Origin of the sequence: Mesorhizobium sp. B2-6-4 (genome assembly GCF_006441495.1) — a bacterium.
In the GTDB taxonomy this organism is placed as follows: domain Bacteria; phylum Pseudomonadota; class Alphaproteobacteria; order Rhizobiales; family Rhizobiaceae; genus Mesorhizobium.
The window spans coordinates 171,740-197,987 of sequence record NZ_VFUE01000005.1; the positions used below are offsets into that span (position 1 = coordinate 171,740).

22 protein-coding genes are annotated in these 26,248 nt (G+C 65.1%); 6 read left to right on the forward strand and 16 right to left on the reverse strand.

Annotated elements, in window-relative coordinates:
- Positions 1–179: 179 nt before the first annotated feature.
- From FJ426_RS09100 to FJ426_RS09115, 4 genes are read right to left on the reverse strand one after another with little or no spacing between them, the layout of a single operon-like run.
- Positions 180–425 carry a MoaD/ThiS family protein gene (locus FJ426_RS09100; RefSeq protein WP_140552045.1) on the reverse strand — a complete coding sequence of 82 codons (246 nt, stop codon included), beginning with the start codon at positions 423–425 and terminating at the stop codon, positions 180–182.
- Positions 425–2,689 (reverse strand): xanthine dehydrogenase family protein molybdopterin-binding subunit, encoded by a 2,265-nt coding sequence (locus tag FJ426_RS09105; protein WP_140825176.1) that lies wholly within the window; start codon positions 2,687–2,689, stop codon positions 425–427. Before FJ426_RS09105 ends, FJ426_RS09100 begins: the two co-directional genes overlap by 1 nt.
- Positions 2,690–2,691: 2 nt before the next feature.
- Complete coding sequence (locus tag FJ426_RS09110) at positions 2,692–3,168, reverse strand: (2Fe-2S)-binding protein (RefSeq protein WP_140521372.1); 477 nt, start codon at positions 3,166–3,168, stop codon at positions 2,692–2,694.
- Positions 3,168–4,028 (reverse strand): xanthine dehydrogenase family protein subunit M, encoded by an 861-nt coding sequence (locus tag FJ426_RS09115; RefSeq protein WP_140582646.1) that lies wholly within the window; start codon positions 4,026–4,028, stop codon positions 3,168–3,170. Before FJ426_RS09115 ends, FJ426_RS09110 begins: the two co-directional genes overlap by 1 nt.
- Before the next feature lie 248 nt (positions 4,029–4,276).
- On the opposite strand from FJ426_RS09115, the gene FJ426_RS09120 reads away from it, so the two are divergent.
- Together FJ426_RS09120 and FJ426_RS09125 are read left to right on the forward strand one after the other, a co-directional pair.
- Positions 4,277–4,720, forward strand: a complete 444-nt coding sequence (locus FJ426_RS09120) for an SRPBCC family protein (RefSeq protein WP_140825177.1) — start codon at positions 4,277–4,279, stop codon at positions 4,718–4,720.
- A 98-nt stretch (positions 4,721–4,818) separates the two neighbouring features.
- A complete protein-coding gene (locus tag FJ426_RS09125) occupies positions 4,819–5,967 on the forward strand; it encodes an amidohydrolase (RefSeq protein WP_140825178.1) in 1,149 nt (382 codons plus the stop codon).
- A gap of 65 nt (positions 5,968–6,032) precedes the next feature.
- On the opposite strand, the gene FJ426_RS09130 is transcribed toward FJ426_RS09125, so the two are convergent.
- Positions 6,033–6,254, reverse strand: coding sequence for a hypothetical protein (locus FJ426_RS09130; protein ID WP_140663540.1), 222 nt, complete (start codon positions 6,252–6,254; stop codon positions 6,033–6,035).
- 343 nt (positions 6,255–6,597) lie between these two features.
- Here FJ426_RS09130 and FJ426_RS09135 point away from each other — a divergent pair, with 343 nt between their 5' ends.
- Positions 6,598–8,625 (forward strand): amidase, encoded by a 2,028-nt coding sequence (locus tag FJ426_RS09135; RefSeq protein ID WP_140825179.1) that lies wholly within the window; start codon positions 6,598–6,600, stop codon positions 8,623–8,625.
- A 67-nt stretch (positions 8,626–8,692) separates the two neighbouring features.
- Entirely contained in the window at positions 8,693–9,112 is a 420-nt protein-coding gene (locus FJ426_RS09140; protein WP_140499242.1) for a VOC family protein, read from the forward strand.
- Between the two features lie 23 nt (positions 9,113–9,135).
- On the opposite strand, the gene FJ426_RS09145 is transcribed toward FJ426_RS09140, so the two are convergent.
- Positions 9,136–9,783, reverse strand: a complete 648-nt coding sequence (locus FJ426_RS09145; RefSeq protein ID WP_140663535.1) for a ThuA domain-containing protein — start codon at positions 9,781–9,783, stop codon at positions 9,136–9,138.
- 52 nt (positions 9,784–9,835) lie between these two features.
- Complete coding sequence (locus FJ426_RS09150; RefSeq protein WP_140517317.1) at positions 9,836–10,858, reverse strand: LLM class flavin-dependent oxidoreductase; 1,023 nt, start codon at positions 10,856–10,858, stop codon at positions 9,836–9,838.
- A 122-nt stretch (positions 10,859–10,980) separates the two neighbouring features.
- Between FJ426_RS09150 and FJ426_RS09155 the strand changes: the two genes are divergently transcribed.
- Positions 10,981–12,078 (forward strand): CaiB/BaiF CoA-transferase family protein, encoded by a 1,098-nt coding sequence (locus tag FJ426_RS09155; protein ID WP_140663533.1) that lies wholly within the window; start codon positions 10,981–10,983, stop codon positions 12,076–12,078.
- Between the two features lie 163 nt (positions 12,079–12,241).
- The gene (locus tag FJ426_RS09160; RefSeq protein ID WP_140559883.1) at positions 12,242–13,468 is read left to right on the forward strand and encodes an FAD-dependent oxidoreductase; all 1,227 of its coding nucleotides are present in this window, start codon (positions 12,242–12,244) and stop codon (positions 13,466–13,468) included.
- A 25-nt stretch (positions 13,469–13,493) separates the two neighbouring features.
- On the opposite strand, the gene FJ426_RS09165 is transcribed toward FJ426_RS09160, so the two are convergent.
- The 9 genes from FJ426_RS09165 to eutB all read right to left on the reverse strand — a co-directional run bounded on the left by FJ426_RS09165 (position 13,494) and on the right by eutB (position 26,244).
- On the reverse strand, positions 13,494–13,769 hold the full coding sequence (locus tag FJ426_RS09165) for a hypothetical protein (RefSeq protein WP_140559884.1): 276 nt from the start codon (positions 13,767–13,769) through the stop codon (positions 13,494–13,496).
- Positions 13,770–13,933: 164 nt separating this feature from the next.
- Positions 13,934–15,430, reverse strand: coding sequence for an aldehyde dehydrogenase family protein (locus FJ426_RS09170; RefSeq protein ID WP_140559885.1), 1,497 nt, complete (start codon positions 15,428–15,430; stop codon positions 13,934–13,936).
- 113 nt (positions 15,431–15,543) lie between these two features.
- Entirely contained in the window at positions 15,544–16,806 is a 1,263-nt protein-coding gene (locus FJ426_RS09175) for a D-tagatose-bisphosphate aldolase, class II, non-catalytic subunit (protein WP_140559886.1), read from the reverse strand.
- The gene (locus FJ426_RS09180; RefSeq protein ID WP_140559887.1) at positions 16,803–17,798 is read right to left on the reverse strand and encodes a sugar kinase; all 996 of its coding nucleotides are present in this window, start codon (positions 17,796–17,798) and stop codon (positions 16,803–16,805) included. Before FJ426_RS09180 ends, FJ426_RS09175 begins: the two co-directional genes overlap by 4 nt.
- 72 nt (positions 17,799–17,870) lie before the next feature.
- Complete coding sequence (locus FJ426_RS09185) at positions 17,871–21,680, reverse strand: hydantoinase B/oxoprolinase family protein (RefSeq protein WP_140825180.1); 3,810 nt, start codon at positions 21,678–21,680, stop codon at positions 17,871–17,873.
- Between the two features lie 263 nt (positions 21,681–21,943).
- Entirely contained in the window at positions 21,944–22,945 is a 1,002-nt protein-coding gene (gene doeB, locus FJ426_RS09190) for a N(2)-acetyl-L-2,4-diaminobutanoate deacetylase DoeB (protein ID WP_140499259.1), read from the reverse strand.
- 5 nt (positions 22,946–22,950) lie between these two features.
- Positions 22,951–24,129, reverse strand: a complete 1,179-nt coding sequence (doeA, locus tag FJ426_RS09195) for an ectoine hydrolase DoeA (RefSeq protein ID WP_140556274.1) — start codon at positions 24,127–24,129, stop codon at positions 22,951–22,953.
- 136 nt (positions 24,130–24,265) lie between these two features.
- On the reverse strand, positions 24,266–25,258 hold the full coding sequence (gene eutC, locus FJ426_RS09200) for an ectoine utilization protein EutC (protein ID WP_140825181.1): 993 nt from the start codon (positions 25,256–25,258) through the stop codon (positions 24,266–24,268).
- Entirely contained in the window at positions 25,258–26,244 is a 987-nt protein-coding gene (eutB, locus tag FJ426_RS09205) for a hydroxyectoine utilization dehydratase EutB (protein WP_140521359.1), read from the reverse strand. The genes eutC and eutB overlap by 1 nt, the downstream gene beginning before the upstream one ends.
- Positions 26,245–26,248: the final 4 nt, after the last annotated feature.

The window sequence follows — 26,248 nt, forward strand, 5'->3', positions numbered from 1 at the left end:
CAGGAGCCCGCTTCCCGGAAATCCAGCAGTGACAAGTGGCCCAGGTGGTGACGACTGGGTAGCAATCCCGACTGTGGGTTAGAAGCGGACATCGCAGAGGACAAGTGCTGATTTGGCGCCGTCCCCAACTCTGCGCCCCGGCCAGCTCGCTGACATCGAGGCTGCGGATCTTTTTCTCCTCACCCCCCAGCCAACCGCGGCAACAAAAAAATCTCCGCCCCCGGCGGCAGCTTCTTCCCCCACGTATCCCGATAAATCACCCCGTCGATCGCCACCGCGATCCCCCTATCGATCAACGGCTCGAGGCCGGGATACTGTTCAGCCAGTTTCCTGAACAGCTCCCTGATGTCCTTGGCCTCGACCTCGACCTTGCTCTGGCCTCCGGCGGTCGCGGCAAGCGCCCCCCAGAGCGTCACTTGGACCATCAGCCTTCCCGTTCCGCCTCGATCGCCGCCAGGATGCGCGGCGGCGACATCGGGATGTGGGTCATGCGCACGCCGGCGGCGTTCGAGACCGCATTGGCGATCGCCGCCAGCGGCGGCACGATCGAGGTTTCGCCGACGCCGCGCACGCCATAGGGGTGGTTGGGGTTGGGAATTTCCAGGATCTGCGTGTCGATCATCGGCAGGTCGGAGCAGACCGGGATGCGGTAGTCGAGGAAGCCGGCGTTCTGCAGCCGCCCGTCCTTGCCGTAAATATACTCCTCGTTGAGCGCCCAGCCGATGCCTTGCGCGGCACCGCCCTGGTACTGGCCCTCGACATAGGTCGGGTGCACCGCCTTGCCGGCATCCTGCACCACGGTATAGCGGATCACCCTGGTCGAGCCGGTGTCGGGGTCGACCTCGATGTCGCATATATGGGTGGCGAAGGAGACGCCGGCGCCGTCCGCAACGAGTTCGCTATGGCCGGCGATCGGCCCGCCGGTCTTGCCAGATTGCGCCGCGATCTCCTTCAGCGACAGCTTGCCGAGATTGCCGTGCTTCTCGCCCTTGGCCACCGCATGGCCCTGTTCCCAGACCACGTCGTCGACGGAAATGTCCCACATCTGCGCGGCGCGCTCGCGCAGCACCTTGATGGCGTTGCGGGCGGCCGAGATGGTCGCCATGGAGGAGGAGAAGGTGCCGCGGCTGCCGTCCGTCATGTCGTTGTAGCCGAGACTGGAGGTGTCGGCGACGACGGCCTTGACCTGCGAATAATCGATGCCGAGCTCCTCCGCCGCCACCAGCGACAGAGAGGCGCGCGAACCGCCCACGTCAACGGTTCCGACGGCAAGCGAGACCGAGCCGTCCATGCCGATGTTGAGGTCGGTGCAGGTCTGACCGCCGAAATTGAACCAGAAGCCGCAGGCCATGCCGCGCCCCTGGTTCTTACCCAGCGGCGCCTTCATGTGGGCATGGTTCTTCACCGCCTCCAGCGTCGGGCCGATGCCGATCGGGCCATAGACCGGGCCGTAGGACGATCGCGTGCCTTCCTGCGCCGCGTTCCTGATGCGGAAGTCGACCGGGTCCATGCCGATCTCCTTGGCGAGCTCGTCGACGGCGCTTTCCACCGCGAAGGCCGCCATCGGCGCCGACGGCGCGCGGTAAGCCGCGGTCTTCGGCCGGTTGACCAGCACTTCGAAGCCGACGGTCTTGACGTTCTCCAGCCGGTAGCAGGCGAACGCCGTCATGGCGCCGATCTCGGCCCAGGTGCCGGCATAGGGGCCGCTGGTGTAGCGCAGCGTCGCTTCCGCGGCGGTGATCGTGCCGTCCTTGCGGGCGCCGATCTTGACGTCGATCGAGGTGGCGCTGGTCGGGCCCGAGGCGCGGAACACCTCGTCGCGGGTCATCACCAGCTTCACCGGCCGGCCGGCCTTGCGCGACAGAGCGAGCGCCACCGGCTCGGCCCAGACATGGGTCTTGCCGCCGAAGCCGCCGCCGATCTCGGAGGAGGTGACGCGCAGCTTCGAGGCCTCCATGCCCAGCAGCTGGGCGCAGTGCTGGCGGTAGACGAAATGGCCTTGAGTGCAGACCCACAGGTCCGCCGTGCCGTCGGAGCTGACATTGGCCACGCAGGCATGCGGCTCGATATAGCCCTGGTGCGTCTGCTCGGTCTTGAAGGAGCGCTCGACGATGAAGTCGGCCTGGCCAAAGCCCTGATGGACGTCGCCATGGCCGAACTGGCTGCGCTTGGTGACGTTGGACGGCTTGACCGGCTTTTCCTCCAGCCCCTCGGTGAAGACGGCGTCGTTGATCAGCGGCGCATGGTGCTGCATCGCCTCGTCGACATCGGTGACATGCGGCAGCACCTCGTAGTCGACCTCGATCAGCTTCAGCGCCTGCCTGGCGGTGCGGGCGTCGATCGCGGCGACAGCGGCCACCGCATGGCCGTCATAGAGCGCCTTGGTGCGCGCCATGCAATTGTCGAGGATGTCGTACATGGCGGCATCGCCGTCGGTGAGGTCCGGCAGGTCGGCCGCGGTGATCACCGCCTTCACGCCGGCGAGCTTTTCCGCCTTCGAAGTGTCGATCTTCCTGATTTTGGCGTGCGCGTGCGGGCTGCGCAGCACACGCCCGACCAACTGGCCGGCCATGTTGAAGTCGGCGCCGTAGCGGGCGCGGCCGGTCACCTTGTCGACGCCGTCGGGACGGATGGGACGCGTGCCGACCGAAGCGAAATTGCGATTGGAAAAACGCGGATCGAAATTCATCGTCAGGCTCCCTTCATCACGCTTGCCGCGTCCTGGACGGCGCGCACGATCTTGTCATAGCCGGTGCAGCGGCAGAGATTCCCGGCGAGGCCGAAGCGGATCTCCTCCTCGGTCGGGTCGGGGTTCTTGGCCAAAAGATCCTTCGCCGCGATCAGGAAGCCCGGCGTGCAGACGCCGCATTGCAGCGCGGCGTGCTCGAGGAACTTCTGCTGGAGCGGATGCAACCGCTCGCCATGCGCCATGCCCTCGACGGTCTCCACGCGGCGCCCTTGCGCCTCCGCGCCCAGCACCAGGCACGAGCACACCAGCCGGTCGTCGAGGATGATGCTGCAGGCGCCGCAATCGCCGGTGCCGCAGCCTTCCTTGGCGCCGGTCAGCCCGAGCCGGTCGCGCAGCACGTCGAGCAGCGTCTCGTCGGGCTGGCAGAGATACTCGACGCTGTCGCCGTTGATCGTGGTTGAAACTGCTACACCGGCCATCACTTGCCTCCTGCACGCTTGTAGGCTGACGTGGCGGCCCGCCTGGCCAGCACGCCCGCGACTTTCCGTCTGAACTCGATCGTGCCCCGCTTGTCGTCGATGGGCCGACAGGCCCCGGAGCAGACCTTGGCGAGCCGCTCGAGGGCGGCTTCGTCCAGCGTCCTGCCGATGAGGGCCTCGGCGGCCTCCTGCACCAGAAGCACCGTGGGCGCGGCGGCGCCCAGCGCCACGCGGGCCGCCTTGACGACACCTTGCTCGTCGAGCGTCAGGTTCACGCCGGCGCTGACCACCGCGATATCCATCTCGGTGCGGGGAATGAACCTGAGATACGCGTCGCCCGAGCGCGGCGCTTGGCTGTCGAGCAGAATCGCCTCGATGATCTCGCCCTTGGCGAGCGACGTCTTGCCCGGTCCGGTCGGCACCGCCTCCACCGCAATGGTGCGCCGGCCCGCGGGCCCGACGATCACCGCCCTGGCGCCGGCCGCCACCAGCGCCGGCACGCTGTCGGCCGCCGGCGAGGCGTTGCACAGATTGCCAACGATGGTGCAGCGTCCCTGCACCTGCTTCGAGCCGATCAGCTTGGCCGCCTCGACGACGCCGGGCCAGGCCTTCTTCAGGGCCGCGTTCTCTCCCAGCACCGCGCAGGGCACCGCCGCACCGATGCTGAAGCCGTCGGCCGTTTCCCTGATTTCGCTCAAGGCCGCGATCGCCTTGATGTCGACGATCAGTTCGGGTTCGATGAAGCCGCCCTTCATCCTCACCAGCAGGTCGCTGCCTCCGGCGAGAATGGCCGCCGTTCCGGCCGATCCGGCCAACTGGCCAACGGCATCTTCGATTGAAAGTGGACGTATGTAGCGCATCGTCTCCCCTTGGTCACAGCGATTTCAGCGACCGTTATAAACAGTCTCCTCATAATGGCTATCCGGTTCGTCATTTTCGACGATTGGGCCAGCCGCCGCAAAATCGAGTCCCAAAGCGGGCTGAACTGGCGTAGGCCAGTCGCGCAGGCCGCGGCCGAGGCTCTGAAAAAATTCCAGGAGCCGGTGTCGGACTGGCCGGGCCCCGCTCGTCCTTGGGGCATCGAACAGGCATTATGAAAGGATATGATATGCCCGACACCGTACGTTTGCACCGTGTTCTCACCACCAGCCCGGAAAAAGTCTATCGCGCCTTCGTCGAGGCCGACGCGCTGGCGAAGTGGCTGCCGCCGAACGGCTTCACCTGCACGGTTCATCACTTCGAGGGCAAGGTGGGCGGCACGTTCAAGATGTCGTTCCGCAACTTCACCACCGGCGACAGCCATGCCTTCGGCGGCGAGTATCTCGAACTCGTTCCCGGTGAGCGCCTGCGCTACACCGACAGGTTCGACGACCCCAATCTGCCGGGCGAGATCCAGGTGACCGTCACCCTGAAAAAAGTATCTGTCGGCACCGAGATCGACATCACCCAGGCCGGCATTCCCGACGTCATCCCGGTCGAGGCCTGCTATCTCGGCTGGCAGGAGTCGCTGCGGAACCTGGCAAAGCTCGTCGAGCCCGAGATAAATCAATAGGCCAGGAGGTGGCGGTTTCAGCCATTTGCCGCTAGCTATCCTTCCGACGCGCCCGGTCGATCGGGCGCGTCGTGAGCGATACAGCGGAGGCCAAAATCATGACTCTCACCAACCGGGACATCGTCGAGCTGACCGAATGGCGGCGCAAGCTGCACCAGCAGCCGGAAATCTCGAACGAGGAGGAAAAGACGGCAAAAGCCGTCGTCGACTTCCTCGCCGATACGGGTCCCGACAAGATGCTGACCGGACTGGGCGGGCATGGTGTCGCGGCCGTCTACGACAGCGGCAAAAACGGACCAACCGTCCTGTTTCGTTCGGAACTCGATGCGCTGCCCATCGAAGAACTGTCCGGCGTGCCGCATGCCTCGCGCGTGCCAGGCAAGTCGCATATGTGCGGCCATGACGGACACACCGCGATCCTGGCGGCGCTCGGACGCCAGCTCGGGCGCGAGCGGCCTGCAAGCGGTCGCGTCGTGCTGATGTTCCAGCCGGCGGAAGAAACCGGCAATGGCGCCGCCGGTGTCGTCGCCGACCCCCGTTTCGGCGAGATCGCGCCCGATTTCGCCTTTTCGCTGCACAATCTGCCCGGCGTGCCGTTCGGCGAGGTGCGGCTCAAGCCCGGCGTGGTCAACTGTGCCTCGCGCGGCATGCGCATCGTGCTGGAGGGCAAGACCGCGCATTCCTCCATGCCCGAGACCGGAATTTCGCCGATGCCGGCGATCAGCGCGTTGATGCCTGCCCTGCCCGCGCTCGGGCGCGGAACTTTCGCCGACGACGATTTCGGCATGGTCACCGTGACCCACGCCGAGATGGGCGAAGCCGTGTTCGGCATCGCGCCCGCCCACGCCGAGGTCTGGGCGACGCTACGCACCAGGCGCGACGAGCGCATGGCGGATCTGTGCGCCGCCGCGGAAGCGCTGGTCACGAAGATCGCGGGCCAGCATCGCCTGTCCGCAAGCTGGGACTACCACGAGATCTTCGTCGCCAGCGTCAACGCGCCGGACGCGGTGGAGCATCTCCAACGCGCCCTCGACGAAGAGGGCGTCGCGCACACGCAAGAAGCCCTGCCGATGCGCGCCTCGGAGGATTTCGGCTTGCTCGGCCACAGCGCGACGTCGGCCATGTTCTTCCTCGGCGCCGGCGAGCGCCACCCTGCCCTGCACAATCCCGACTATGATTTCCCCGACGACTTGATCCCGATCGGGTCGAAGATCTTCATGCGCACGGCGCGCAACTTGCTGGGGTGAAATAGGCCGGATGGCCGATCGGGGCGAGCCGGCACGCCACGCCCGGGCTGTGGTGGCATGGCTCGCTAAACGTCGAGAACGACCGTCATTCCACGGACCTCGGCCATCTCGAGCAGCAGGTCCTGCAGGCTGTCCTCGGTCACCGTCTCGCCGGTTCGCTCCAGCAATTCCTCGATGCTTTCCTTCATTGAAAGGGCGGCAACCCCGGTTTTTTCGGAGAGCAGCCGCCCTATGGCAGCGCGGATCAGGGCATTCTGGTCCCCCCTTTCATGCTGGAGCGGCGGCATGAGTTTTCTTCAATGCATGCTTCTGCCGCAACTTCTGCGAGCTTCAGCTTAAGCTTGCAAGTCGCCTTGAGGGACGGATATTCACTATTTGGCGAATAGTTGCCCAAGGACGACACCAGAGGCGCAACTCCTCGTTGCCGGATCCGGACCTCGCCATTCCAGAGGGCACCTGACGCGCCGTCTCTATTAGAGGTTGCATCGGTCAGCCGCTTTTTGCCAACCGGGATATGCAATCGCGGCACCGCGCCCGACCCGCCAGGACCACCGTCAATCGCGATTGGCCCTTGCCGAAGCCGGCGGCCTCGCTCATCCATGCCTGGAAACGACCGCCAGGGGCTAGAAGATGACGGATGCCAGCTTTCACATCGTCGAAGCGACGATCGAACAGTTGCGGAGCGCGCTTGAGGAGGGCCTTGTCACCAGCGTCGAACTTGTCGGTGCTTATCTCAGGCGCATCGCGCATTTCGACCGGCACGGCATCAGCCTCAATGCGGTGCCGGTTCTCAATCCTGATATGTTCGAGGACGCCGCGGCTTCGGACCGGCGCCGCAGCCAGGGCAAGACGCTCGGCCCGCTCGATGGCATTCCCTACACCGCCAAGGACAGCTACAAGGTGTCTGGCTTGACTGTTGCCGCCGGCTCTCCGGCCTTCGAGCATCTTATCGCCAACGAGGACGCCTTCACCGTCGCCCGGCTGCGCGCCGGCGGCGCGGTGCTGATCGGCCTCACCAACATGCCGCCCATGGCCAATGGCGGCATGCAGCGCGGCGTCTATGGCCGCGCCGAAAGCCCTTACAATGCCGATTACCTGACCGCCGCCTTCGCGTCCGGCTCCTCGAACGGCTCTGGCACCGCTACGGCGGCGAGCTTCTGCGCCTTCGGGCTTGGGGAGGAGACCTGGTCGTCCGGCCGTGCGCCGGCCACCAATAACGCGCTGGTAGCCTACACGCCGTCGCGCGGTGTCATTTCGGTGCGCGGCAACTGGCCCCTGGTGCCGACCATGGATGTCGTCGTGCCGCACACGCGCAGCGTGCCCGACATGCTCGAATTGCTGGATGTGATCGTCGCCGACGATCCCGAGACGCGGGGCGATTTCTGGCGCGCGCAGCCCTGGATCGCGCTGCCGAAGAGTTCCGAAATCCGACCGCCGCGCTATACCGATCTGGCGCTAGCGGGGTCGCTGAAAGGCATGCGGCTTGGCGTACCCAGAATGTATATCGGCCGCGACAGCGGCGCCGACCGGCGGATCGAAACCCGCGCCTCCGTGCTTGATCTCTGGGAGCAAGCGGCGGCGGACCTGAGACGGCTTGGAGCCGAGGTGATGGAGGTCGATTTTCCTGTCGTCTCCAACTACGAGCGCGATCGCCCCGGCGCGCGCACCATGGTCGACCGCGCTCTGGTGCCGCCGGACTTCGCCGATCGCGAGATCTGGGACCTCTGCATCTCAGCCTGGGATGATTTTTTGCGCGCGAACGATGATCTGAACATTCCCGATCTCGTTTCGGTCGACGGCCCGAAAATCTTTCCGCAGCCACCGGGCACGCTGCCCGACCGTTATGAAGGCGGTTTCGACTTGGCACAGTATGTCGAGCGCGCGAAATCAGGCGTCACGCCGTTCCGGGCCATTCCGACGATGGAGGACGGGCTGAAAGGGCTGGAAGCGACGCGGCGGCTCGATTTCGAGGACTGGCTGGACGCGAACAGGCTTGATGCCGTCGTGCTGCCTGCCGTCGCCGATGTCGGGCCCGCCGATGCCGACATCACTGAGGCCTCCGCGGCGCTTGCCTGGTGCAACGGCACCTGGGTCGCCAACGGCAATCTGGTGTGGCGGCATTTCGGCATCCCGACCGTTACCGTGCCGATGGGCACCATGGCCGACATCGGCATGCCGGTCGGCCTGACCTTCGCCGGCAAGGCCTATGACGATGAAAGGCTGTTGCGCATGGCCGGCGATTACGAGCGCTCCACGCGGCGCCGCACACGCCCGCCGCGCACGCCCGAACTGGCCGATGACGTGTTTTCGCGCCGGCCCACTCAAGCCGGCAATGGCGAGGCGCCCGCGCTCGCAATCAAGCTTGCGGCCGAGACGCGCGACAGCGGCGATCAGGACGAGATCGTCATCACGCTCGACCTCCCCGTCGACGCAACCGAGACGGAGCACGCTTGCATCAAGGTGCATGTCAACGGAGAGGCCGTAGCGATGCGGCGAGCCGGCGCGCGTTTGACCGGCCGGGCGTTTGTCCCGGCCGCGGAGCATCAACGGATCCACAGCGTCTGGCGCGGCCCCTACGGCTCGATCGTCACGGCGGTGATGCGGCTGCGGGATGGACGCAGCGCGGGCGCCTATGTGGTCACCGGCGGGATTGAATGACGATGAGCCCACGCGGGCCAATTTCGCGCCGGGCTATGTGAACCTGCGAAATTATGAGGAGCCAGCCATGATCAAGGTCAAACAACTCGCCCATGTCTGCATCTTCGCCAATGATCTGGACGAGACACGGCGCTTCTACGAGGATGTCCTGGGCATTGATATCCAGTTCAATTTCCTGCGCGACGGAAAGATTTTCGGTTTCTACCTTAATTGCGGCGGCCGCAGCCATATCGAGGTTTTTCACAAAGAGGGTGCGCGGTTCAGCGAGACGAACCAGATCAACCATTTCTGCCTGGAGGTGGAGGATATCGACGCCGCGATCACGCATATCGCGTCCAGGGGCGTGGAGGTCACCGCGAAAAAACTCGCCTGCGACGACACCTATCAGGCTTGGCTGCGCGACCCCGACGGCGTGAAGATCGAACTGTTCGAATACACCGGCAAGAGCGCGCAATTCACAGGCGGCGATCGCGTCGCCGATTGGTAGGCTGTCGCGGTTTCAGTGGGCAGCTACCCCCGCGCGGCCCAGAGCAAACCACGCTCGACGATGACAGCCATTTCCGGCATCGCGAACTCATCCGCCGTGTGTCCGAGCGAACTGTAGAAGACCTTGCCTGCGCCATATCTTCGCTTCCAGACAACCGGCATGTCGACGCCGCCGATGCCCGGGAAATGCTCGTCGGTGAAGGTGGTCGTCGCCAGCACCTCGTTGCTCGGGTCGACATGCATGTAGTACTGCTCCGACCGGTAGGCGAAGTCGCTAATGCCTCTCGTGATCGGATCGTCCGGTTTGGTGATGACCACGCGATAGTCGATGATGTCGCCGGGATGCGCGACCCATTGGCCGCCGGTCATGAACTGATAGTCCGGCTCGTTGCGGAAACTGTCGCCCATCGTGCCGTGGAAACCGCCGAGTCCCGTTCCCTGTCGAACCGCGCGCATCAGATTCTGCAGCTCGGACTTTTCGATCTTCGACATGGTGATGACGGGCACGATGAGATCGAATGAGTTCAGCTCCGGATCGGCAAACATCCCCGTGCCCTCGCCGAGCGTGACCGTGTATCCATTGCGCTCCAGCATGTCGCGCACCACAGTGGCGCTGCGCTGGGGCGTATGGCCTTCCCACCCACCCCAGGCAATCAAGGCCTTCTTTGCCATGCAGTGAACCTCCTGAACTGTCCGCAGCAGCGATGGTTACACGGCTCGGCTGTCAGCGCCAACCCAGCGCCGGCGCGACATGGGTCAGGATCGCCTCGATGACATGGGCGTTGTAGTCGACGCCGAGTTGGTTGGGCACGGTGAGCAGCAGCGTGTCGGCCTCGGCGATCGCCTCGTCCTCGGCCAACTCCTTGATCAGCACGTCCGGTTCGGCGGCATAGCTGCGCCCGAAGATTGCCCGCGTGTTCTCCTCGATGAAGCCGATCTGGTCGCGGCCCTCATTGCCGCGCCCGAAATAGGCGCGGTCCCGGTCGTCGACCAGCGCGAAAATGCTGCGGCTGACCGAGACGCGCGGTTCGCGTTCATGGCCGGCCGCCTTCCAGGCCTCGCGATAGATCCGGATCTGCTCGGCCTGCTGGATATGGAAGGGCTTGCCGCTTTCGTCGAATTTGAGGGTCGAGCTCTGCAAATTCATGCCCAGCTTCGCCGCCCACTCCGAAGTGGCGTTGGTGGCGGCACCCCACCAGATGCGCTCGCGCAGGCCCTCCGAATGCGGTTCGAGCCGCAACAGCCCGGGGGGATTGGGGAACATCGGCCGCGGATTGGGCTGGGCGAAGCCCTCGCCGCGCAGCGTGTCGAGGAAGACCTCGGCGTGATGCCGCGCCATGTCGGCGTCGCTTTTGCCTTCCTGCGGCGCGTAGCCGAAATAGCGCCAGCCATCGATCACCTGTTCGGGCGAGCCCCGGCTGATGCCGAGCTGCAGGCGCCCGCCTGCGATGATGTCGGCGGCACCCGCGTCCTCCGCCATGTAGAGCGGATTCTCGTAGCGCATGTCGATGACCGCCGTGCCGATCTCGATGTGGCTGGTCTTGGCGCCGACCGCCGCCAGCAGCGGAAATGGCGAGGCGAGCTGTCGGGCAAAATGGTGGACGCGGAAATACGCGCCGTCAGCGCCGAGTTGCTCGGCCGCGACGGCGAGATCAATGGATTGCAACAGCGCGTCCGACGCCGAGCGCACCTGCGATTGCGACGAGGGCGTCCAGTGCCCGAATGACAGGAAACCGATTTTTTTCATGGCCCTGACGTATATACCGGCGACACGTGCTTCAATGCCAAAAGAGCAGGGTTACACACCGTCGCCCCTGCGTGACAGCAAAAGTGTGCCTTACCGAAAGTTTGAATGCCGTGGAGGGTGGGATGCTCAGGGGAATCCGCATCGTCGAGATCGAGGCGTTGGGGCCGGCGCCCTTTGCCGGCATGCTGCTCGCCGATCTCGGCGCCGACGTGATCGTCGTCCACCGCAAGCATGCATCCGTGCCGGGCCTTCCCGAGCGCTCGCTGCTCGATCGCGGCAAGCGCTCTATCGCGCTCGACCTCAGGGATGCCGAGGACGTTGCCGTGCTGATGCGCCTGATCGCCACCGCCGACGGCCTGATCGAGGGCTTCCGGCCGGGCGTGATGGAGCGTCTCGGGCTTGGTCCAGATGTGTGTCTGGCCGCCAACCCTCGCCTGGCCTATGGCCGCATGACCGGCTGGGGGCAGGAAGGCCCGCTCGCCCGCACCGCCGGCCACGACATGAACTATACCGGCGTGTCGGGCGCACTCTGGTATGCTTCCCTGCCGGGCGAGCCGCCAATGGCGCCGCCGACGCTGGTCGGCGACATAGGCGGCGGCGCGCTCTATCTGGTGATCGGCATGCTGGCCGCCATCATGAACGCCCGCGCCGGTGGTGAAGGCACGGTCGTCGACGCGGCGATCGTCGACGGCTCGGCCCATATGATGAACCTGTTGATGTCGCTCGCACCATCCGGCGGGCTTGCCGCCGAGCGTGGCCGGAGTCTTCTGGACGGACCGCATTGGTGCCGCGTCTACCGCACGTCTGATGGCGGCTTCATCAGCGTCCAGTGCGTCGAGCCGAAATTCTATGCGCTGTTCCTCGACAGGCTTGGTCTGGGCGGCGATCCGCAGTTCGCCGCTCAGTTCGACCGCGGCCTCTGGCCTGAGCTCGGCAGCCGGCTGGAAGCGATCTTTGCCGAAAAATCCCGAGACGAGTGGATGAAATTGTTCGAAGGAACGGATGCCTGCGTCGGGCCTGTGCTCAGCCCGCATGAGGCGGCGCTGCATCCGCACATGGCCGCACGCGGCTCCTGGTTGGTCGAGAATGGCGCCCTCCAAGCTGCCTCCGCCCCCCGTTTTTCCAAACGGACGGCAAAGGCACCGGCGAAAAGTCCGGCACGCGACGAACATGGTGCGGAGATTCGTGCCGAACTTGCGGATTCAGCCGCAAGTCGTTGAATAGGCTACCCGCCTTTGCTGAGGAAATCGCCGACTGGCCTGCGCCCGGCTCGGACCGAAGACGATATCGGGGCGGCACTTGCGGCAGTCGTGGGCGGCATACTTGAAAAGCATCTCGTATACGAGTATACGAGATGCTTTCATTGGGAGGAGGCTGCGCTCCATGTCCTTCAACTCGACTCGCGTCCAGACACCAATGGATGCCGTGGTCATCGGCGGCGGCATCGCCGGCTGCACGCTCGCCTATGAACTGGCCCGCCACGGTCTCAAGACGACGATCCTCGAGCAGAGCATGATCGCCGCCGAGTCCTCAGGACGAAACACCGGCACCTTGCTCACCGGCCCGCAGAAAGAGGTCGTCGAACTGCTGGACGCCAGCGTCGCGATCTATGCCGAGCTTGCCGACGGACCCGTTCCCTTCGAATTCGCCGCCATCGCACATCTGCTGATTTCCGAAGACGAGGCGAGTTTCGAGGCGACTGCCGCCGTGGCCGACCGCTACAGGGAAGCCGGCGTGGCGATGGAAAAGATCACGGGCAAGGAACTGGCGCGCGACCACCCGCGTGTCGGCTTCAACGTGGCAGGCGCCTATTCCGTCGGCCGTGCATGGACGCTGGAACCCATGGGCGCGACACATGCCTTCGCCCACGCCGCCCGTGAGGCCGGCGCGACGATCCGTACTGGCCTGCGCGTCGCCCAGATCTTCTCCAGGGGCGGCAAGGTCCAGGGTATCTTGACCGACCAGGGGATCGTTCCCGCCGATCTCGTCTTCATCGCCAACGGATTGTGGATGTCGGACCTTCTGCGCCGCACCGTCGGCGACGGACCGCTGCCCGGCCTGCCCTTCACCGCCGGCCGCGGCTGGTTGATCCAGTTGGGAAAACTCGACTTCGAGCTGCCCTGGATCGTCGAGGAATTGACCTGGCCGGATCAGGAAGAGCTCGGCCGGCGCATGAGGCTCGACGGCCTTGCCGATGTCGCCGCGCAGCGCGACGACCAGCCGGCGGTGGAAGCCATCTGCCTCAACCCCATGGGCGGCGGCGATGCCAGGCTTGGCGCCTCCGTCCAGCCGGCCTTCCGCGATCTCGTCCGCAACACCGACATGGCGAGCCGGATCGCCAGCCGCACGCTGCGCATGCTGCCGGGCCTCGGCGCGCCGCAGGTCAGGAACGTCTATCCCGGCAACCGCCCGATGCTGTCCGATGGCTTGCCGGTCGCTGGCAGGACGGCCGTCGAGGGCCTGTTCGTGCATGGCGGCATGGGTTCCATCGGCATGCATGCCGCCCCCGCCACCGCGCGCTGGCTGGTTGACGCCGTGTTTTCCGGCAATGGCAGCCCAGCCCAGACATGGCTGCGGCCGGACCGCTTTCCCGGATGGGAAGCGTCATGAGCCTGCTTGCGGAGCGGTCGGCCCGCTATTTTCCGCAATGGTGATCGTTGATCTTGTTCAGCGCATTCGCATCCGGCCCCACCCGGTGGTAGGAACAGGCGCCGGCGGCCGTCGTGACAAGCTGCCGGTCATAGTAGCGCGGGCCGCCGAACAGTATGTCGATAATATCGCCGTCAGCGGGAACATAGCGTTCGGGTTCGCCCTGGTGGTGGCGGTGCCTGGCCCCGGCGGACGCCGAAGAGGCGATGCCGCAGCCCATCACAAGGGCGAGAGCGCAGATCGCGAAGCGTTTCGTCGTCATCGACAATACCTTCCTGGCCAACCGGATTTCATCTTATATCCAAAAATCGCCGGATAAAGAAAAGTTCCTGAGAACGGGCGCCGGTTGATTTGCAGCCGGCGTGCATGAGCGGCAGCCTGGGAACCGGCGGCGCAGGCCGGCTCGCCTGACAACCGACAAAGGCCTTAGTCGGTCTGGATCCATACCGACTTGGTCTCCAGATACTCGTGCAGATGTTCGATGCCGCCCTCGCGGCCGTAGCCCGACATTTTCATGCCGCCGAACGGCACGGCGGGGTCGATGGCGTGGTACATGTTGACCCAGACGGAACCCGCCTTGACCCGGCGAGCGAGCTTGTGCGCCGTGCCGAGATGGGTGGTGAAGATGCCGGCGGCCAGCCCATAGGGCGTCGTATTGGCGCGGGCGACGGCTTCGTCAAGCGTATCGAAGGGCATTGCCGAGATAACCGGCCCGAAGATCTCTTCGCGCGCTATGGTCATCGTGTCGGACACTGCGCCGAAGACGGTTGGGGCGATGAAATTGCCGCCGTCATAGAGACCGCCGGTCAGGCGCGATCCGCCGGCGACCAGTTCCGCGCCCTCCTCGCTGCCCGCCTTGATGTAACCCTCAACCTTGCCGGCCTGCCTCGCATTGATGAGCGGCCCCATTTCGGTTTCGGCTTCGATGCCGTGGCCGATGCGCAGCCTGCCGGCGAAGTCAGCGAGCCGGCGCACGAACTCGTCATGGATTTCGCGCGCCACGAACAGCCGCGAACCGGCGATGCAGACCTGGCCCGAATGCACGAAGACAGCCATCGCCGCGATCGGAACGGCCTTGTCGATATCGGCGTCGCGGCACACGATGAGCGGCGACTTGCCGCCGAGTTCTAATGAAACGCGCTTTAGATTGGCAACACCCGCCCGGGCGATCGCCTGGCCGGTGAGCGTCGAGCCGGTGAAGACGATCTTGTTGACGTCGGGATGTTCGGCGAGCCGCGCGCCGGCTTCGGCCCCGGTTCCGGTGACGATGTTGACGACGCCGTCGGGAACGCCCGCTTCCTGCATCAGCCGCGCGATCAAAAGCGGCGTCAGCGATGCATCCTCGGAAGGTTTCAGCACGATCGTGCAGCCAGTCGCCAGCGCCGGCGCGATCTTCCAGATCGACGCGGCGGTCGGCGCGTTCCAGGGAATGATGGCGCCGACCACGCCCACCGGCTCGCGCCGGGTGAAGCTGACGATCTCGCCCGGGATCGAATTGTCGATTGATTCGCCATGCAGCGCGGTCGCCATCCCGGCATAGAAGCGCAGCATGCCGATGACCCGGCGCCGGTTGGCGAGCGTGCGCGTGATCGGCAGCCCCATGTCGAGCGTGTCGGAGACGCAGAGCTCTTCCCAGTTCTTCTCGAAGAGATCGGCGATCCTGAGCAGCACGCACTGCCGTTCGTAAGGCGAAAATCCGGACCACGGACCTTCGAAAGCGGTGCGCGCAGCCGCCACCGCCGCGTCGATGTCGGCGGCGCCTCCGCGCGGCACCGTCGCCAACACCTGCCCCGTCGCCGGGTTGAGCGCCTGCATCTCCTGTCCGGACTGCGCAGCGACCCATTTGCCGCCGATGAACATCGGCCGGAATTCACCATGGTAGAGCGTCGCGGCCTTCGCCCTTGGGTCGAAGTTCAGCGTCATATCCTCCTCCTCGCCATTCCGTCGCGACTATTACTCCGGTGCAGGCACACCTCAAGCAAGTAAGCCGACAAGTCGTCGAAATGACCGAACTGCGTCCCCTGGCTATCGGCCGCTCAACCGCTGGAGGCGAAGCGGTAGCCCTCCAGCGCCTGCTGAACCGCGGCCACCAACACCGCCTCCGGATCGAGCGGCTGCCCGGCAAAGCGGTCAAGCGCGGGCAGATGCTGATGGAACAGCGTCACCGGCACGGCCAGCCCCGACAGGGCGGCTGTCAATCGCTGGACAGCTTCCATCGCCTTCTGATGGTTCCAGTAGTAACGTATGCGGTCCGACAGCGAATAATGCCGCTGCACGCGCTGTTGCGCCGCAGAGCCGTGGTAGTGGCTGTGCCAGTCCTTGGCATCGGCCGTCATCAGCGCTTCCATGGTCTGATAAAGCGGGCGCGCGCCGTAGTCGGGCAACAGGTCGGAGGCGATCAGGTCCAGCCCATAGAGCGCTTCGCGCAGTTCGAAAGTCAGCTGCGGCCCCACCTTGAGGATGGCAAAGCCGTCCTCGACCAGTTCGCGTAGGGCCGCTTGCGTCTGATAGTCGGTGGAATGGGCTTCGTAGACCAGGCCCGCTTCCTGGTCGAGCAATTCGCGCAGATGCAGCGCCTTGGCGCGATCGTAGAAGACCACGTTCTCGTTGCCGAACTCCACGCCCGGCTGCACCACCACGGCGATGACCCGCGAGAAGGCGTCTGCGAGGCCGTTCTCGTGGAAGATCTGCCGATGCACCGCCAGTGTGTGCTGGACCGCGGACAGGCTTGTGGGGCTGATTTCGCCGATGAGATGATCCGCTCCGCCCGGCGGCGGAACCTCGGTGCCGATCACGTAGAGTGGCCGGTCGGTCCCGCTGGCGGCGTCCTCGGCCTTGCGCGCCAGGCGGGCGGCGCGCCTGGCAATCGTAGCGTCATCCAGCGCCGCCGGCTCGCCCGCGCATCCCATGGAGGCATCGAGATGGATCTTGCGGAAACCGGCCCGGACATAGGCGGACACCATGTCCTCGGCCTTCGCCATGGCCGCGCCGGCATCTTCCCTTCGCCATGGATTGGGACCGAGATGATCCCCGCCGAAGATGACCCGCTCGGGCGCAAGGCCTTCGGAGCCGGCAATAGCGGTCACCGCCGCGACGAAGTCGGCGGGCTGCATGCCGGTATAGCCGCCGAACTGGTTGACCTGGTTGCAGGTCGCCTCGATCAGCAGCGGCCGGGAGAACAACGCGGCGTCGCGCACTGCGGCCCGGATCACGACTGGATGGGACGAGCAGACGGAGGTGATGCCTTCCGCCGCGCCTTGACGCCGGGAATTTGCAAGTTTCAGCAATGGATCGGTCACGGGCGTCGCCTTGGCGTGTTGGCAATGAACAGATCGAGTTCGGCACGCGTGCCGGCTCCTTCCATCGGGCCTTGCCGCGTGACGTTGCGCGCGCCTGCCGCATTCGCGTAATCGAGGGCGGTCACGGCAGGCATGCCGAGCCTGCGGCAGGCGATGTAGGCGCCGCCAAAACAGTCGCCCGCGCCGGTCGGATCGATCTCCTCGACCAGGAAGCCGGGCGACTCGACGCGGCTGCCGTCGGCGCCGAACAGGGACGCGCCCAACGCGCCCCGCTTGACGACGACCTCGCCGGCGCCGCGGGCAAACAGCGAGGCGAGCGCGTCGGCTTCATTGTCGTTGCCCGAAGCGGTGTGGAGTTCTTCACCCGACGGCAGGATCAGATCCGCAATGTCGAGAAGCCGTGCGAAGCGCTCGCGCGTCTGGCCATGGCCGAGCAGTTCCTTGCGAAGATTGGGATCGAGCGAGATGCTTCCGCCACGTCCCTTGACCACATCGATGGCATGGTCGAGCACCTCCCAAATGACGGGAATGCTGAGTGCGGTGCCCATGACGTGCAAATGGCCCGAACGCGCCAGCAGCGCCCTGGCCTCAGGGGTCAAGCCGACCCGCGCCGCGGCCGATTTGCCGATATTGTAGACGAAGTCGCGCGAACCGTCCTCGCGGTAGCGCACGAAGGCGCTGCCCGTCGGATAGTCGGGGCTGACGGCGATGGCCGTGACATCCGCACCGTCCCGGCGCAGGCGCTCGACATTGATCCTGCCGAAATCATCGTCGCCGACGCAGGCGATGATGCCGGCCCGCCCGCCAAGCCTGGCGCATTGGTCGATGAAGATCGCCGGCGCCCCGCTCGGATAAGGTCCGGTCAGCTCGATGGGCTCGAGAAAGCCATTGCCACGGCTTGTGGCCATGATCTCCACCAGGATCTCGCCGACGGTGACGGTCGGCCCGAGTCCATCGGGCGCCAGTGTCTTCAATGGGGATTTGCTTGGCATGGCGAAGGCCCGGTGTGAAAGGCAAGGGAAATCCGGATTCCAAAAAATGGATAGAGCGGTTCCGCGATTCTATCAAACGTTGGACGGCCCTGGCTCCGGCCTTCCAAACGCTCCGGGCGTCGGCGTCGTCACGATGACGGCGTCGCCGGCCTGAAGCACCGTCTGGTCGCAGGCTTTCAGCACCTCGACCTTGCCGTCCTTGCGGCGCACCTTGGTCGAGCCGGCCTCGCCATCGCCACCGCCGTCAAGCCCTTGCGGCGGCCGGTTGCGATGCGAGGACAGGATGGCGCATTCCATCTTCTCCAGGAAACGGATGGTGCGCTTCGTGCCGTCGCCGGCATTCCACCTGCCCTTGCCGCCGGAGCCTTCGCGGATGTGGAAATCCTCCAGCATCACCGGAAACCGCAGCTCCAGTATTTCCGGATCGGTAAGGCGCGAATTGGTCATATGGGTGTGAACGCCCGACGTGCCGGCAAAGCCGCGGCCGGAATTCATCTCGCCGGCGGGCGAACCGGAACAGATCGTCTCGTAATACTGGTACTTGCTGTTGCCGAAGGTCAAATTGTTCATGGTGCCTTGCGCATTGGCCATGGCGCCCATGGCGCCGAACAGCGCGTTGGTGACGTGCTGCGAGGTCTCGACGTTGCCCGCGACGACGGCGGCGGGATAGGCGGGTTTCAGCATCGAGCCGTCCGGGATGATGATGTTGATCGGCCTCAGGCAACCGGCATTCATCGGGATCATGTCCTCGACCATGACGCGGAAGGCATAGAGCACCGCGGCCCGGGCGACAGGCTCTGGCGCGTTGAAATTGTTCTTCATCACCGGCGACGTGCCGGTGAAATTGACCGTCGCCTCGCGCTTTTGCCGGTCGACCGATATCTTCACCTTGATCACCTGGCCGGTGTCGGTGGGATATTCATAGGCCGATGTATCCGGCAGCCGCTCGATCACGCGCCGCACGCTCTCGGCCGCATTGTCCTGCACATGGCCCATATAGGCCTCCACGACATCGAGCCCGAAATGCGCCACCATCTTGCGCAGCTCCGCCACGCCCTTTTCGTTGGCAGCGAGTTGCGCCTTGAGATCGGCGATATTCTGGTGCGGATTGCGGGCCGGATAGCGGTGATCGGTGAGCAGCGTCTGCAGCTCATTCTCGCGGAACTTTCCGCGATCGACGATACGGAAATTGTCGAACAGCACGCCTTCCTCGTCGACCGTGGTGGCAAGTGGCGTCATCGAGCCCGGCGCGGTGCCGCCGATGTCTGCGTGGTGGCCGCGCGAGGCCACCCAGAAGAGGATCTTGGGCGATTGGCTAATCTCCCCTCTTGTGGGGGAAATCGGCCGCTCTTCCTCGAAAACCGGCGTTACCACCGTGATATCGGGCAGATGCGTGCCGCCATTATAGGGGGCATTGAGGGCAAAGACGTCGCCGGGATGAATGTCGCCGGAATTCAGCCGGATGATGGTCTCGACCGAGCGGTCCATCGAGCCCAGATGCACCGGCATATGCGGCGCATTGGCGACCAGCGCGCCGTTCCGGTCGAAAACGGCGCAGGAGAAATCCAGCCTTTCCTTGATGTTGACGGAATAGGCGGTGTTCTGCAGCGTCACGCCCATCTGCTCGGCGATCGACATGAACAAATTGTTGAACACTTCCAGCATCACCGGATCGGCCTCGGTGCCAAGTGCTGCCTGCCGGCGTTTCTTGCTGGTGCGCCGCATCAGCACGTGGTTCCTGGCCGTGATCTCGGCCTGCCAGCCCGGCTCGACGACGATCGTCTGGTTGGGCTCGATGATTAGTGCGGGGCCGGCGACCCGATCGGACGGCCGCAAGGCCTCGCGCCGACAGACGTCGGCTTCGTGCCATTTTCCTTCCGTATAGATCCGCCGGACCTCCTCGGCCCTGGCTTTTGATGGCTGCCCCGCCGGCGCATAGGCTTCGGCATTCAGCTCGCCGCCCGCCTCCATCCCCTCGACGCTCACCGCTTCGACGATCATCGGCTTGTCCTCATAGACGAAACCGAATTGCGCCTTGTGAGCGGCCTCGAAATCGGCCCTCGCCCGCAACATCGAGCCATGGTCGAAATGCACCGGAAGTGCGGTGTCGGTGCCGTCATAACGGATCTGCAGCGCCGGTCTGGCGATCACCGCGTCCTCGGCGATGCCTTGTGCGGCGAGTTCCGCGACAACGGCGGTTTGCAAGGCCGCGATCAGGCCTTCGATTGCCCGTCTGGATTCTTCCGCCAGCGGTGCAAGCAAGGCCTGCTGGCGTGAGGCAAAGACCGAAGACAGGCCGATGCCGTAGGCCGACAGCAGGCCGGAAAACGGATGGATCAGCACCGCCTCCATGCCGAGTGCGTCGGCGACCAGGCAGGCGTGCTGGCCGCCTGCGCCGCCAAAACAGTTCAGGAGATATTCGGTGACATCGTAGCCGCGCTGCACCGAGATCTTTTTGATGGCGTTCGCCATGTTTTCGACCGCGATGGTGACGAAACCTTCGGCGACCGCTTCGGCCGAGCGGCCGTCGCCGATTTCGGCGGCGAGCGCGGTGAATTTCTGGCGAACGGTGTCCACATCGAGCGGCTCGTTCTGGCCGGGGCCGAAGATGGTCGGGAAAAAATCCGGCTGCAGCTTGCCGAGCATGACGTTGGCGTCGGTGACGGCGAGCGGGCCGCCGCGCCTGTAGGCGGCGGGGCCTGGATTGGCGCCGGCGGAGTCCGGGCCGGTGCGAAAGCGGCCTGCTTCGTAGTGCAGGACCGAGCCGCCGCCGGCCGCCACGGTGTGGATGCGCATCATCGGCGCGCGCACGCGCACGCCTGCGACCTCGGTATCGAAGGCGCGCTCATATTCGCCGTCATAATGGGCGACATCGGTGGAGGTGCCCCCCATGTCGAAACCGATCACCTTTTCGAAGCCGGCGATCTTTGCCGTCTCGACCATGCCGACGACCCCGCCGGCCGGGCCAGACAGCAGCGCATCCTTGCCCTGGAACAGGTCCGCGGCGGTCAGCCCGCCAGAAGACATCATGAACATCAGGCGGGGATTTTCCCTTCCCCTCGAGGGGAGGGTGGCGGCGAAGCCGCCGGGTCGGGTCGGATCGACGGGGTTCGACGTCTTGGTGGTGCCTTCTGCGGCGATCCCCTCTGCCGGCTTCGCTGACATCTCTCCCTCGAGGGGGGAGAGAACGCCGAGTTCCTGGCCTACCCTTTGCACATATCTCGACAGGATCGGAGACAGATAGGCGTCGACCACGGTGGTGTCCCCGCGGCCGACCAGCTTGATCAGCGGCGACACCTCGTGGCTGACCGAAACCTGGCCGAAACCGAGCTTGCGGCAGACCTTTGCGACGGCCTTTTCGTGATCGGGATATTTCCAGGCGTGCATGAAGACAATGGCGACCGCATCAATGCCGTCCGCCTTTGCCTGTTCGATCGCCGGGCGACAGGCAGCGATGTCGAGCAGCCGTTCGACGCAGCCGTCGGCAAGCACGCGCTCGTTGACCTCGATGACGCGCTCGTAGAGCTGTTCGGGGAGGACGATCTCCTTGGCGAAGATGTCGGGCCGCGCCTGATAGGCGATCCTCAGCGCATCGCGAAATCCCTTGGTGATGAGCAAAAGCACGCGGTCGCCCTTGCGCTCCAGCAGCGCATTGGTGGCGACCGTTGTGCCCATCTTTACGTCGCCTATCAGCCCGGCGGGTATAGGCTCGCCGGGGCGCAGGCCGAGAAGGTCGCGAATGCCCTGGATGGCCGCGTCGGCATAGGCCTCGGGATTTTCGGACAGAAGCTTGCGCGGATGCAGGCCGCCCTCGGGATCACGGCCGATGACATCGGTGAACGTGCCGCCGCGGTCGATCCAGAAATCCCATTTTTGTTGCATTCCGACACCCTCTTTATCGCGAGTATGGCAGCAAAGTCATACTCTTTGATACCCGAGTTCGCGCCGGAACAAGTCGTCGCGCCGGCGCCTCTTCGATGACGGTGGCTTTGGATGTCTGAGGCGATGGCAAGGCACGTGCCGCCGCGACGCGCCGGCCGGAGCCGTGAGCGCGGCCGGGCTGGCTCGCCGGCCGCTATCTGGATCCAGGGTGGAAGAATGCGAGATAGGTCCAATCCTGCCCGCCGTGCAGGCCGACCCTTCCGTTAGTCGACCAATGCGGCAACCACCGAGACGCAGTCCCCGGCCTTGACCAGGCCGGGGAAATGCCGCGCCGCCAACATGCCCGACATTTTTGCCCGGATCTCCTGGGGGGCGATGCCGGTTCGGCCGGTGGAATGGATGCGCGCCAGCACCGCGCCCTTCTCGACAGGCTCGCCGAGATCGACCATCGTCTCGACCATGCCGTCTTCCTCCGCGAAGGCAAAGCAATCGCCGGACGGCATGTCGAGCCATTGGGTTGGCGTCTTTTCGACCGCACCGGCAACGATGCCGGCATGCCTCAGCACGTTGAGCATGCCGCGCCGGGCGATCCGCACCGTCTCGGCTCTCGACGTGCCTCCACCGCCGAGCTCGGTGGTGACGAACACCTTGCCCATGTCCTCGGCGGCGGTATCGTACATGCCGACGGCATCGATTTCGATCATGCGCATCGAGAACGGCGCCGCGAAGGCTTCGACCGCCGCGAAGGCCCTCTGCTCCAGGGCCTTGTTCGGCAGCGTATGGGCGGCGCAGAACGGCACGAAGTCCAGCGTCTTGCCGCCGGAATGGAAGTCGAACACGATATCCGCGCGGGGAAGCAGCTCCCGCTGGAAATAATCGGCGATCTTTTCCGTCACCGTACCGTCTGGCCGGCCTGGAAAGCTGCGGTTCATGTTGCCCTTGTCGATCGGCGAGGTGCGCGTGCCGGCGCGGAAGGCCGGATAGTTCATCGCCGGCACGATGATAACCGTGCCGCTGACTTGGGCGGGATCGAGCGTGCGCGCCAGATCATAGAGCGCCAGCGGCCCTTCATATTCGTCGCCATGATTGCCGCCGGTCAGCAGGGCCGTCGGCCCCTTGCCGTTGCGCAGGACGCAGATCGGGATCATCACCGAGCCCCACGCCGAATCGTCGCGGCTGTAGGGCAGGCGCAGGAAACCGTGCTGTGCGCCGTCGCGATCGAAATCGACCGAGGGCGAGACCGGCGACGGACGAAGGTCGGACATCGGTTTCAATTCTTCACCACCAGCTTGCGCGGCACATTGGCCAGGCACTCGACGCCCGTCTCGGTGATCAGGATGGATTCGGTGATTTCCAGCCCCATCGTCTCCAGCCACAGGCCGGTCATGAAATGGAAGGTCATGCCGGGCTTCAGCTCGGTGCGATCTCCGGGGCGCAGGCTCATCGTGCGTTCGCCCCAGTCCGGCGGATAGGAAAGGCCGATCGGGTAGCCGGTGCGGTTGTCCTTGACGATGCCATATTTCTTCAACACCGCGAAGAAGGCGTTGGCGATGTCTTCGCACGTGTTGCCGGGCTTGGCTGCCGCGAGCCCCGCGTCCATGCCTTCGAGCGTCGCCTTCTCCGCATCGAGGAATTCCTGTGTTGGCTTGCCGAGGAACACTGTTCGCGACAGCGGGCAATGATACCTGTTGTAGCACCCGGCGATTTCGAAGAACGTGCCCTCGCCCGACTTCATCGGCTTGTCGTCCCAGGTCAGGTGCGGCGCCGAGGCGTCGGCGCCCGACGGCAGCAGCGGCACGATCGCTGGATAGTCGCCGCCGATGCCGTCGACGCCACGCGTGCCGGCATCATAGATCTCGGCGACGAGATCGCATTTGCGCATGCCGACCTCTATCTTGTCGACGATGCGCTGGTGCATCGCCTCGACGATGCGGGCGGCCTTGCGCATAAAGTCGATCTCGGTCGGGCTCTTCACCGCGCGCTGCCAATTGACCAGCGCGGTGGCGTCGACGAAACGGGCATTGGGCAGGTGCTTCTGCAAAGAGGCGAAAGCGGCGGCCGAGAACCAGTAATTGTCCATCTCGACGCCGACGGTCAGCTTGCCCCAGCCGCGATCGGCAAGCACGCTCGACAGGAAATCCATCGGATGGCGCTCGGTCGACTGCACATAGTGATCGGCATAGCCGACGATGTTGTCATGCGCGAGATAGGCGGTGCGCTTGGCGCCGTTGGCGTCCTGGCCGCGGCCATACCAGACCGGCTCGCCCGACGGCGGCACGATGACGGCCTGATGCACGTAGAAGGACCAGCCGTCATAGCCGGTGAGCCAGGCCATGTTGGAGGGGTCGCTGACAATAAGCAGATCGACGCCTTTCACCGCCATGGCTTTCCGCGTCTTGGCGAGGCGATCCGCATACTCGCTTCGCGAGAATTTCAAGTTCGGTTGCATTTTGTTGGTCCTCGTTTGTTGGGCCCTGGAACCCGCTTCAACTTCCGTTGAACCTGGCTCCAGGTAATTTTGTTTGAGCATGATCTCCTCGGAAAACCGGTTTCCACTTTTCCGGATCATGCTCTTGCGGCCAGCATCAACTTTCAAAAATGGTTCCGGCTTTCGCAACCCGGGCCCGGTCACGGGCTAGCGTGGCGATCGCGGTGTCCTGCACGCCGGTGCCGGTCAGGTCGGCGATGGTGATGTCGTCCGCCGCGCGCCGGCCATGCCGTTCGCCGGCGATGATCTGGCCGAGTTCGGCCACCTCCGCGTCCGCCGCCATCACGCCGGCGGAGATGGCATGGTGCAATTCACCGAGCCGGCGCGTCTGCCTTGCGCTGTCGGCGACATAGAGATCGGCCATGCGCAGGATTGCCGGTGCGATCTCGTTCTTGTGCTCGGCGTCCGAGCCCATGGCGGTGATGTGCTGGCCGGCCGAGACGAAGCCGGCCTTGATCAATGGTTCTGTCGAGGGCGTGGTGGTGACGATGATGTCGGCGCCGGCGACCGCCTTGGCCGCATCCGGTTCTGCGCGCACCACGATGCCCAGTTTTTCGCTCAAGGCGCCGGCCGCGGCTTGCGCCTTGGCCGCGTCGCGCGCCCAGATGCGGGCTTCTTCGATCGGCCGCACCAGGCGCAGCGCCTCAAGCTGCAATCCGGCCTGCACGCCGGCGCCGAAGATGGCGGCAATGGATGAGTCCGGCCGCGACAGGTGTTTTGCGGCGACCGCCCCGGCGGCTGCGGTGCGGACGTCGGTGAGATAGCCATTGTCGAGCAGCAACGCCTCGACCAGACCGGTTTTTGCCGACAGCAGCACCATCATGCCGTTGACGCTGGGCAGGCCGAGCTTGGGATTGTCGAAGAAGCCGGGGCTGATCTTGATGGCGAAGCCATCGATGCCAGGCACATAGGCGGTCTTCACGTCGACCTCGCCGCGATGCTCGGGGATGTCGAGCCGCAGGATCGGCGGCATCGCCACCGGCAGGGTAGCGAGCGCCCGGAAGGCGTTTTCGACGCAAGCGACGGCGTCGAGATCGAGAGCTACGATCTCGCGTAGTTCTTTCTCGGTAAGGATGGTCATCCGGTTCATCAGGCGCGCTCCGCAACTACTTCGCCGCAAACGATCTTTCTGTGCAGGCTCATATCGATATTACGACCGGAAAGCAGAACGACCACCGGTCCGTTTGGCTTCACCTTGCCGGCAAGCAGCGCAGCGATACCGACCGCGCCGGCGCCCTCGACGATCTCGCGCTCCTGTTCATAGGCATGGCGGATGCCGGCGGCGATCTCGTCTTCGGAAAGCAGCACGACGTCGTCGAGCAGGTCTCGGCACATGGAAAAGGTCAGCCGGTTGTCGAGGCCAATGCCGCCGCCGAGCGAATCCGCCAGCGTCGGCAGCTCCTCCACCTGCACCGGGCGCCCCGCATCGAGGCTGGCTTTCATCGCCGCGCCGCGCGCCATCGAGATGCCGACGACCTTTGTGCTCGGCCTGACGCCCTTGACCGCTGCGGCAATCCCGGAGGCCAACCCGCCGCCGGAGAGCTGCACCAGCACCAGAGCGGCGTCAGGAACCTGCTCCATGATCTCCAGCCCGAGCGTGCCCTGCCCGGCGATGATGTCGGGATGGTCGAAGGGTGGCAGCATCACGAGACCCTCTTGCGCCACCAGCCGCTCGACCTCCTGCTGCGCGTCGTCCTGGCTGTCGCCGACAATGCGGATTTCCGCGCCGAGGCAGCGGATGGCATCGAGCTTGTTCCGAGGCACCAGCCGCGACATGCAGACAACCGCGCGCATGCCTTCGAGCCTGGCGGCATGGGCGAGTGCGCGGCCGTGATTGCCGGTCGAAGCCGCGACAACACCGCGTGCCCGCTGCTCGGCATTGAGCGAAGCAATGGCGTTCGAGGCGCCACGCAGCTTAAAGCTGCCCGTGATCTGGCGGTGCTCCAGCTTGAGGTGAACGGGAAGGCCGAGCCGCTCCGACAGGCTCTCGGATGGCACGACCGGTGTCGGCTCGACCTTGCTGGTGATGCGTTGGCGCGCGGCGCGGATGTCTGAAAGGGCGACGGCGTGCGTCATGGGT

Excerpts from the sequence above, each read along its gene's own strand:
- FJ426_RS09100 (WP_140552045.1), bottom strand. The coding sequence starts at position 425 with ATGGTCCAAGTGACGCTCTGGGGGGCGCTTGCCGCGACCGCCGGAGGC.
- FJ426_RS09105 (WP_140825176.1), bottom strand. The coding sequence starts at position 2,689 with ATGAATTTCGATCCGCGTTTTTCCAATCGCAATTTCGCTTCGGTCGGC.
- FJ426_RS09110 (WP_140521372.1), bottom strand. The coding sequence starts at position 3,168 with ATGGCCGGTGTAGCAGTTTCAACCACGATCAACGGCGACAGCGTCGAG.
- FJ426_RS09115 (WP_140582646.1), bottom strand. The coding sequence starts at position 4,028 with ATGCGCTACATACGTCCACTTTCAATCGAAGATGCCGTTGGCCAGTTG.
- FJ426_RS09120 (WP_140825177.1), top strand. The coding sequence starts at position 4,277 with ATGCCCGACACCGTACGTTTGCACCGTGTTCTCACCACCAGCCCGGAA.
- FJ426_RS09125 (WP_140825178.1), top strand. The coding sequence starts at position 4,819 with ATGACTCTCACCAACCGGGACATCGTCGAGCTGACCGAATGGCGGCGC.
- FJ426_RS09130 (WP_140663540.1), bottom strand. The coding sequence starts at position 6,254 with ATGCCGCCGCTCCAGCATGAAAGGGGGGACCAGAATGCCCTGATCCGC.
- FJ426_RS09135 (WP_140825179.1), top strand. The coding sequence starts at position 6,598 with ATGACGGATGCCAGCTTTCACATCGTCGAAGCGACGATCGAACAGTTG.
- FJ426_RS09140 (WP_140499242.1), top strand. The coding sequence starts at position 8,693 with ATGATCAAGGTCAAACAACTCGCCCATGTCTGCATCTTCGCCAATGAT.
- FJ426_RS09145 (WP_140663535.1), bottom strand. The coding sequence starts at position 9,783 with ATGGCAAAGAAGGCCTTGATTGCCTGGGGTGGGTGGGAAGGCCATACG.
- FJ426_RS09150 (WP_140517317.1), bottom strand. The coding sequence starts at position 10,858 with ATGAAAAAAATCGGTTTCCTGTCATTCGGGCACTGGACGCCCTCGTCG.
- FJ426_RS09155 (WP_140663533.1), top strand. The coding sequence starts at position 10,981 with ATGCTCAGGGGAATCCGCATCGTCGAGATCGAGGCGTTGGGGCCGGCG.
- FJ426_RS09160 (WP_140559883.1), top strand. The coding sequence starts at position 12,242 with ATGTCCTTCAACTCGACTCGCGTCCAGACACCAATGGATGCCGTGGTC.
- FJ426_RS09165 (WP_140559884.1), bottom strand. The coding sequence starts at position 13,769 with ATGACGACGAAACGCTTCGCGATCTGCGCTCTCGCCCTTGTGATGGGC.
- FJ426_RS09170 (WP_140559885.1), bottom strand. The coding sequence starts at position 15,430 with ATGACGCTGAACTTCGACCCAAGGGCGAAGGCCGCGACGCTCTACCAT.
- FJ426_RS09180 (WP_140559887.1), bottom strand. The coding sequence starts at position 17,798 with ATGCCAAGCAAATCCCCATTGAAGACACTGGCGCCCGATGGACTCGGG.
- FJ426_RS09185 (WP_140825180.1), bottom strand. The coding sequence starts at position 21,680 with ATGCAACAAAAATGGGATTTCTGGATCGACCGCGGCGGCACGTTCACC.
- doeB (WP_140499259.1), bottom strand. The coding sequence starts at position 22,945 with ATGTCCGACCTTCGTCCGTCGCCGGTCTCGCCCTCGGTCGATTTCGAT.
- doeA (WP_140556274.1), bottom strand. The coding sequence starts at position 24,129 with ATGCAACCGAACTTGAAATTCTCGCGAAGCGAGTATGCGGATCGCCTC.
- eutC (WP_140825181.1), bottom strand. The coding sequence starts at position 25,258 with ATGAACCGGATGACCATCCTTACCGAGAAAGAACTACGCGAGATCGTA.
- eutB (WP_140521359.1), bottom strand. The coding sequence starts at position 26,244 with ATGACGCACGCCGTCGCCCTTTCAGACATCCGCGCCGCGCGCCAACGC.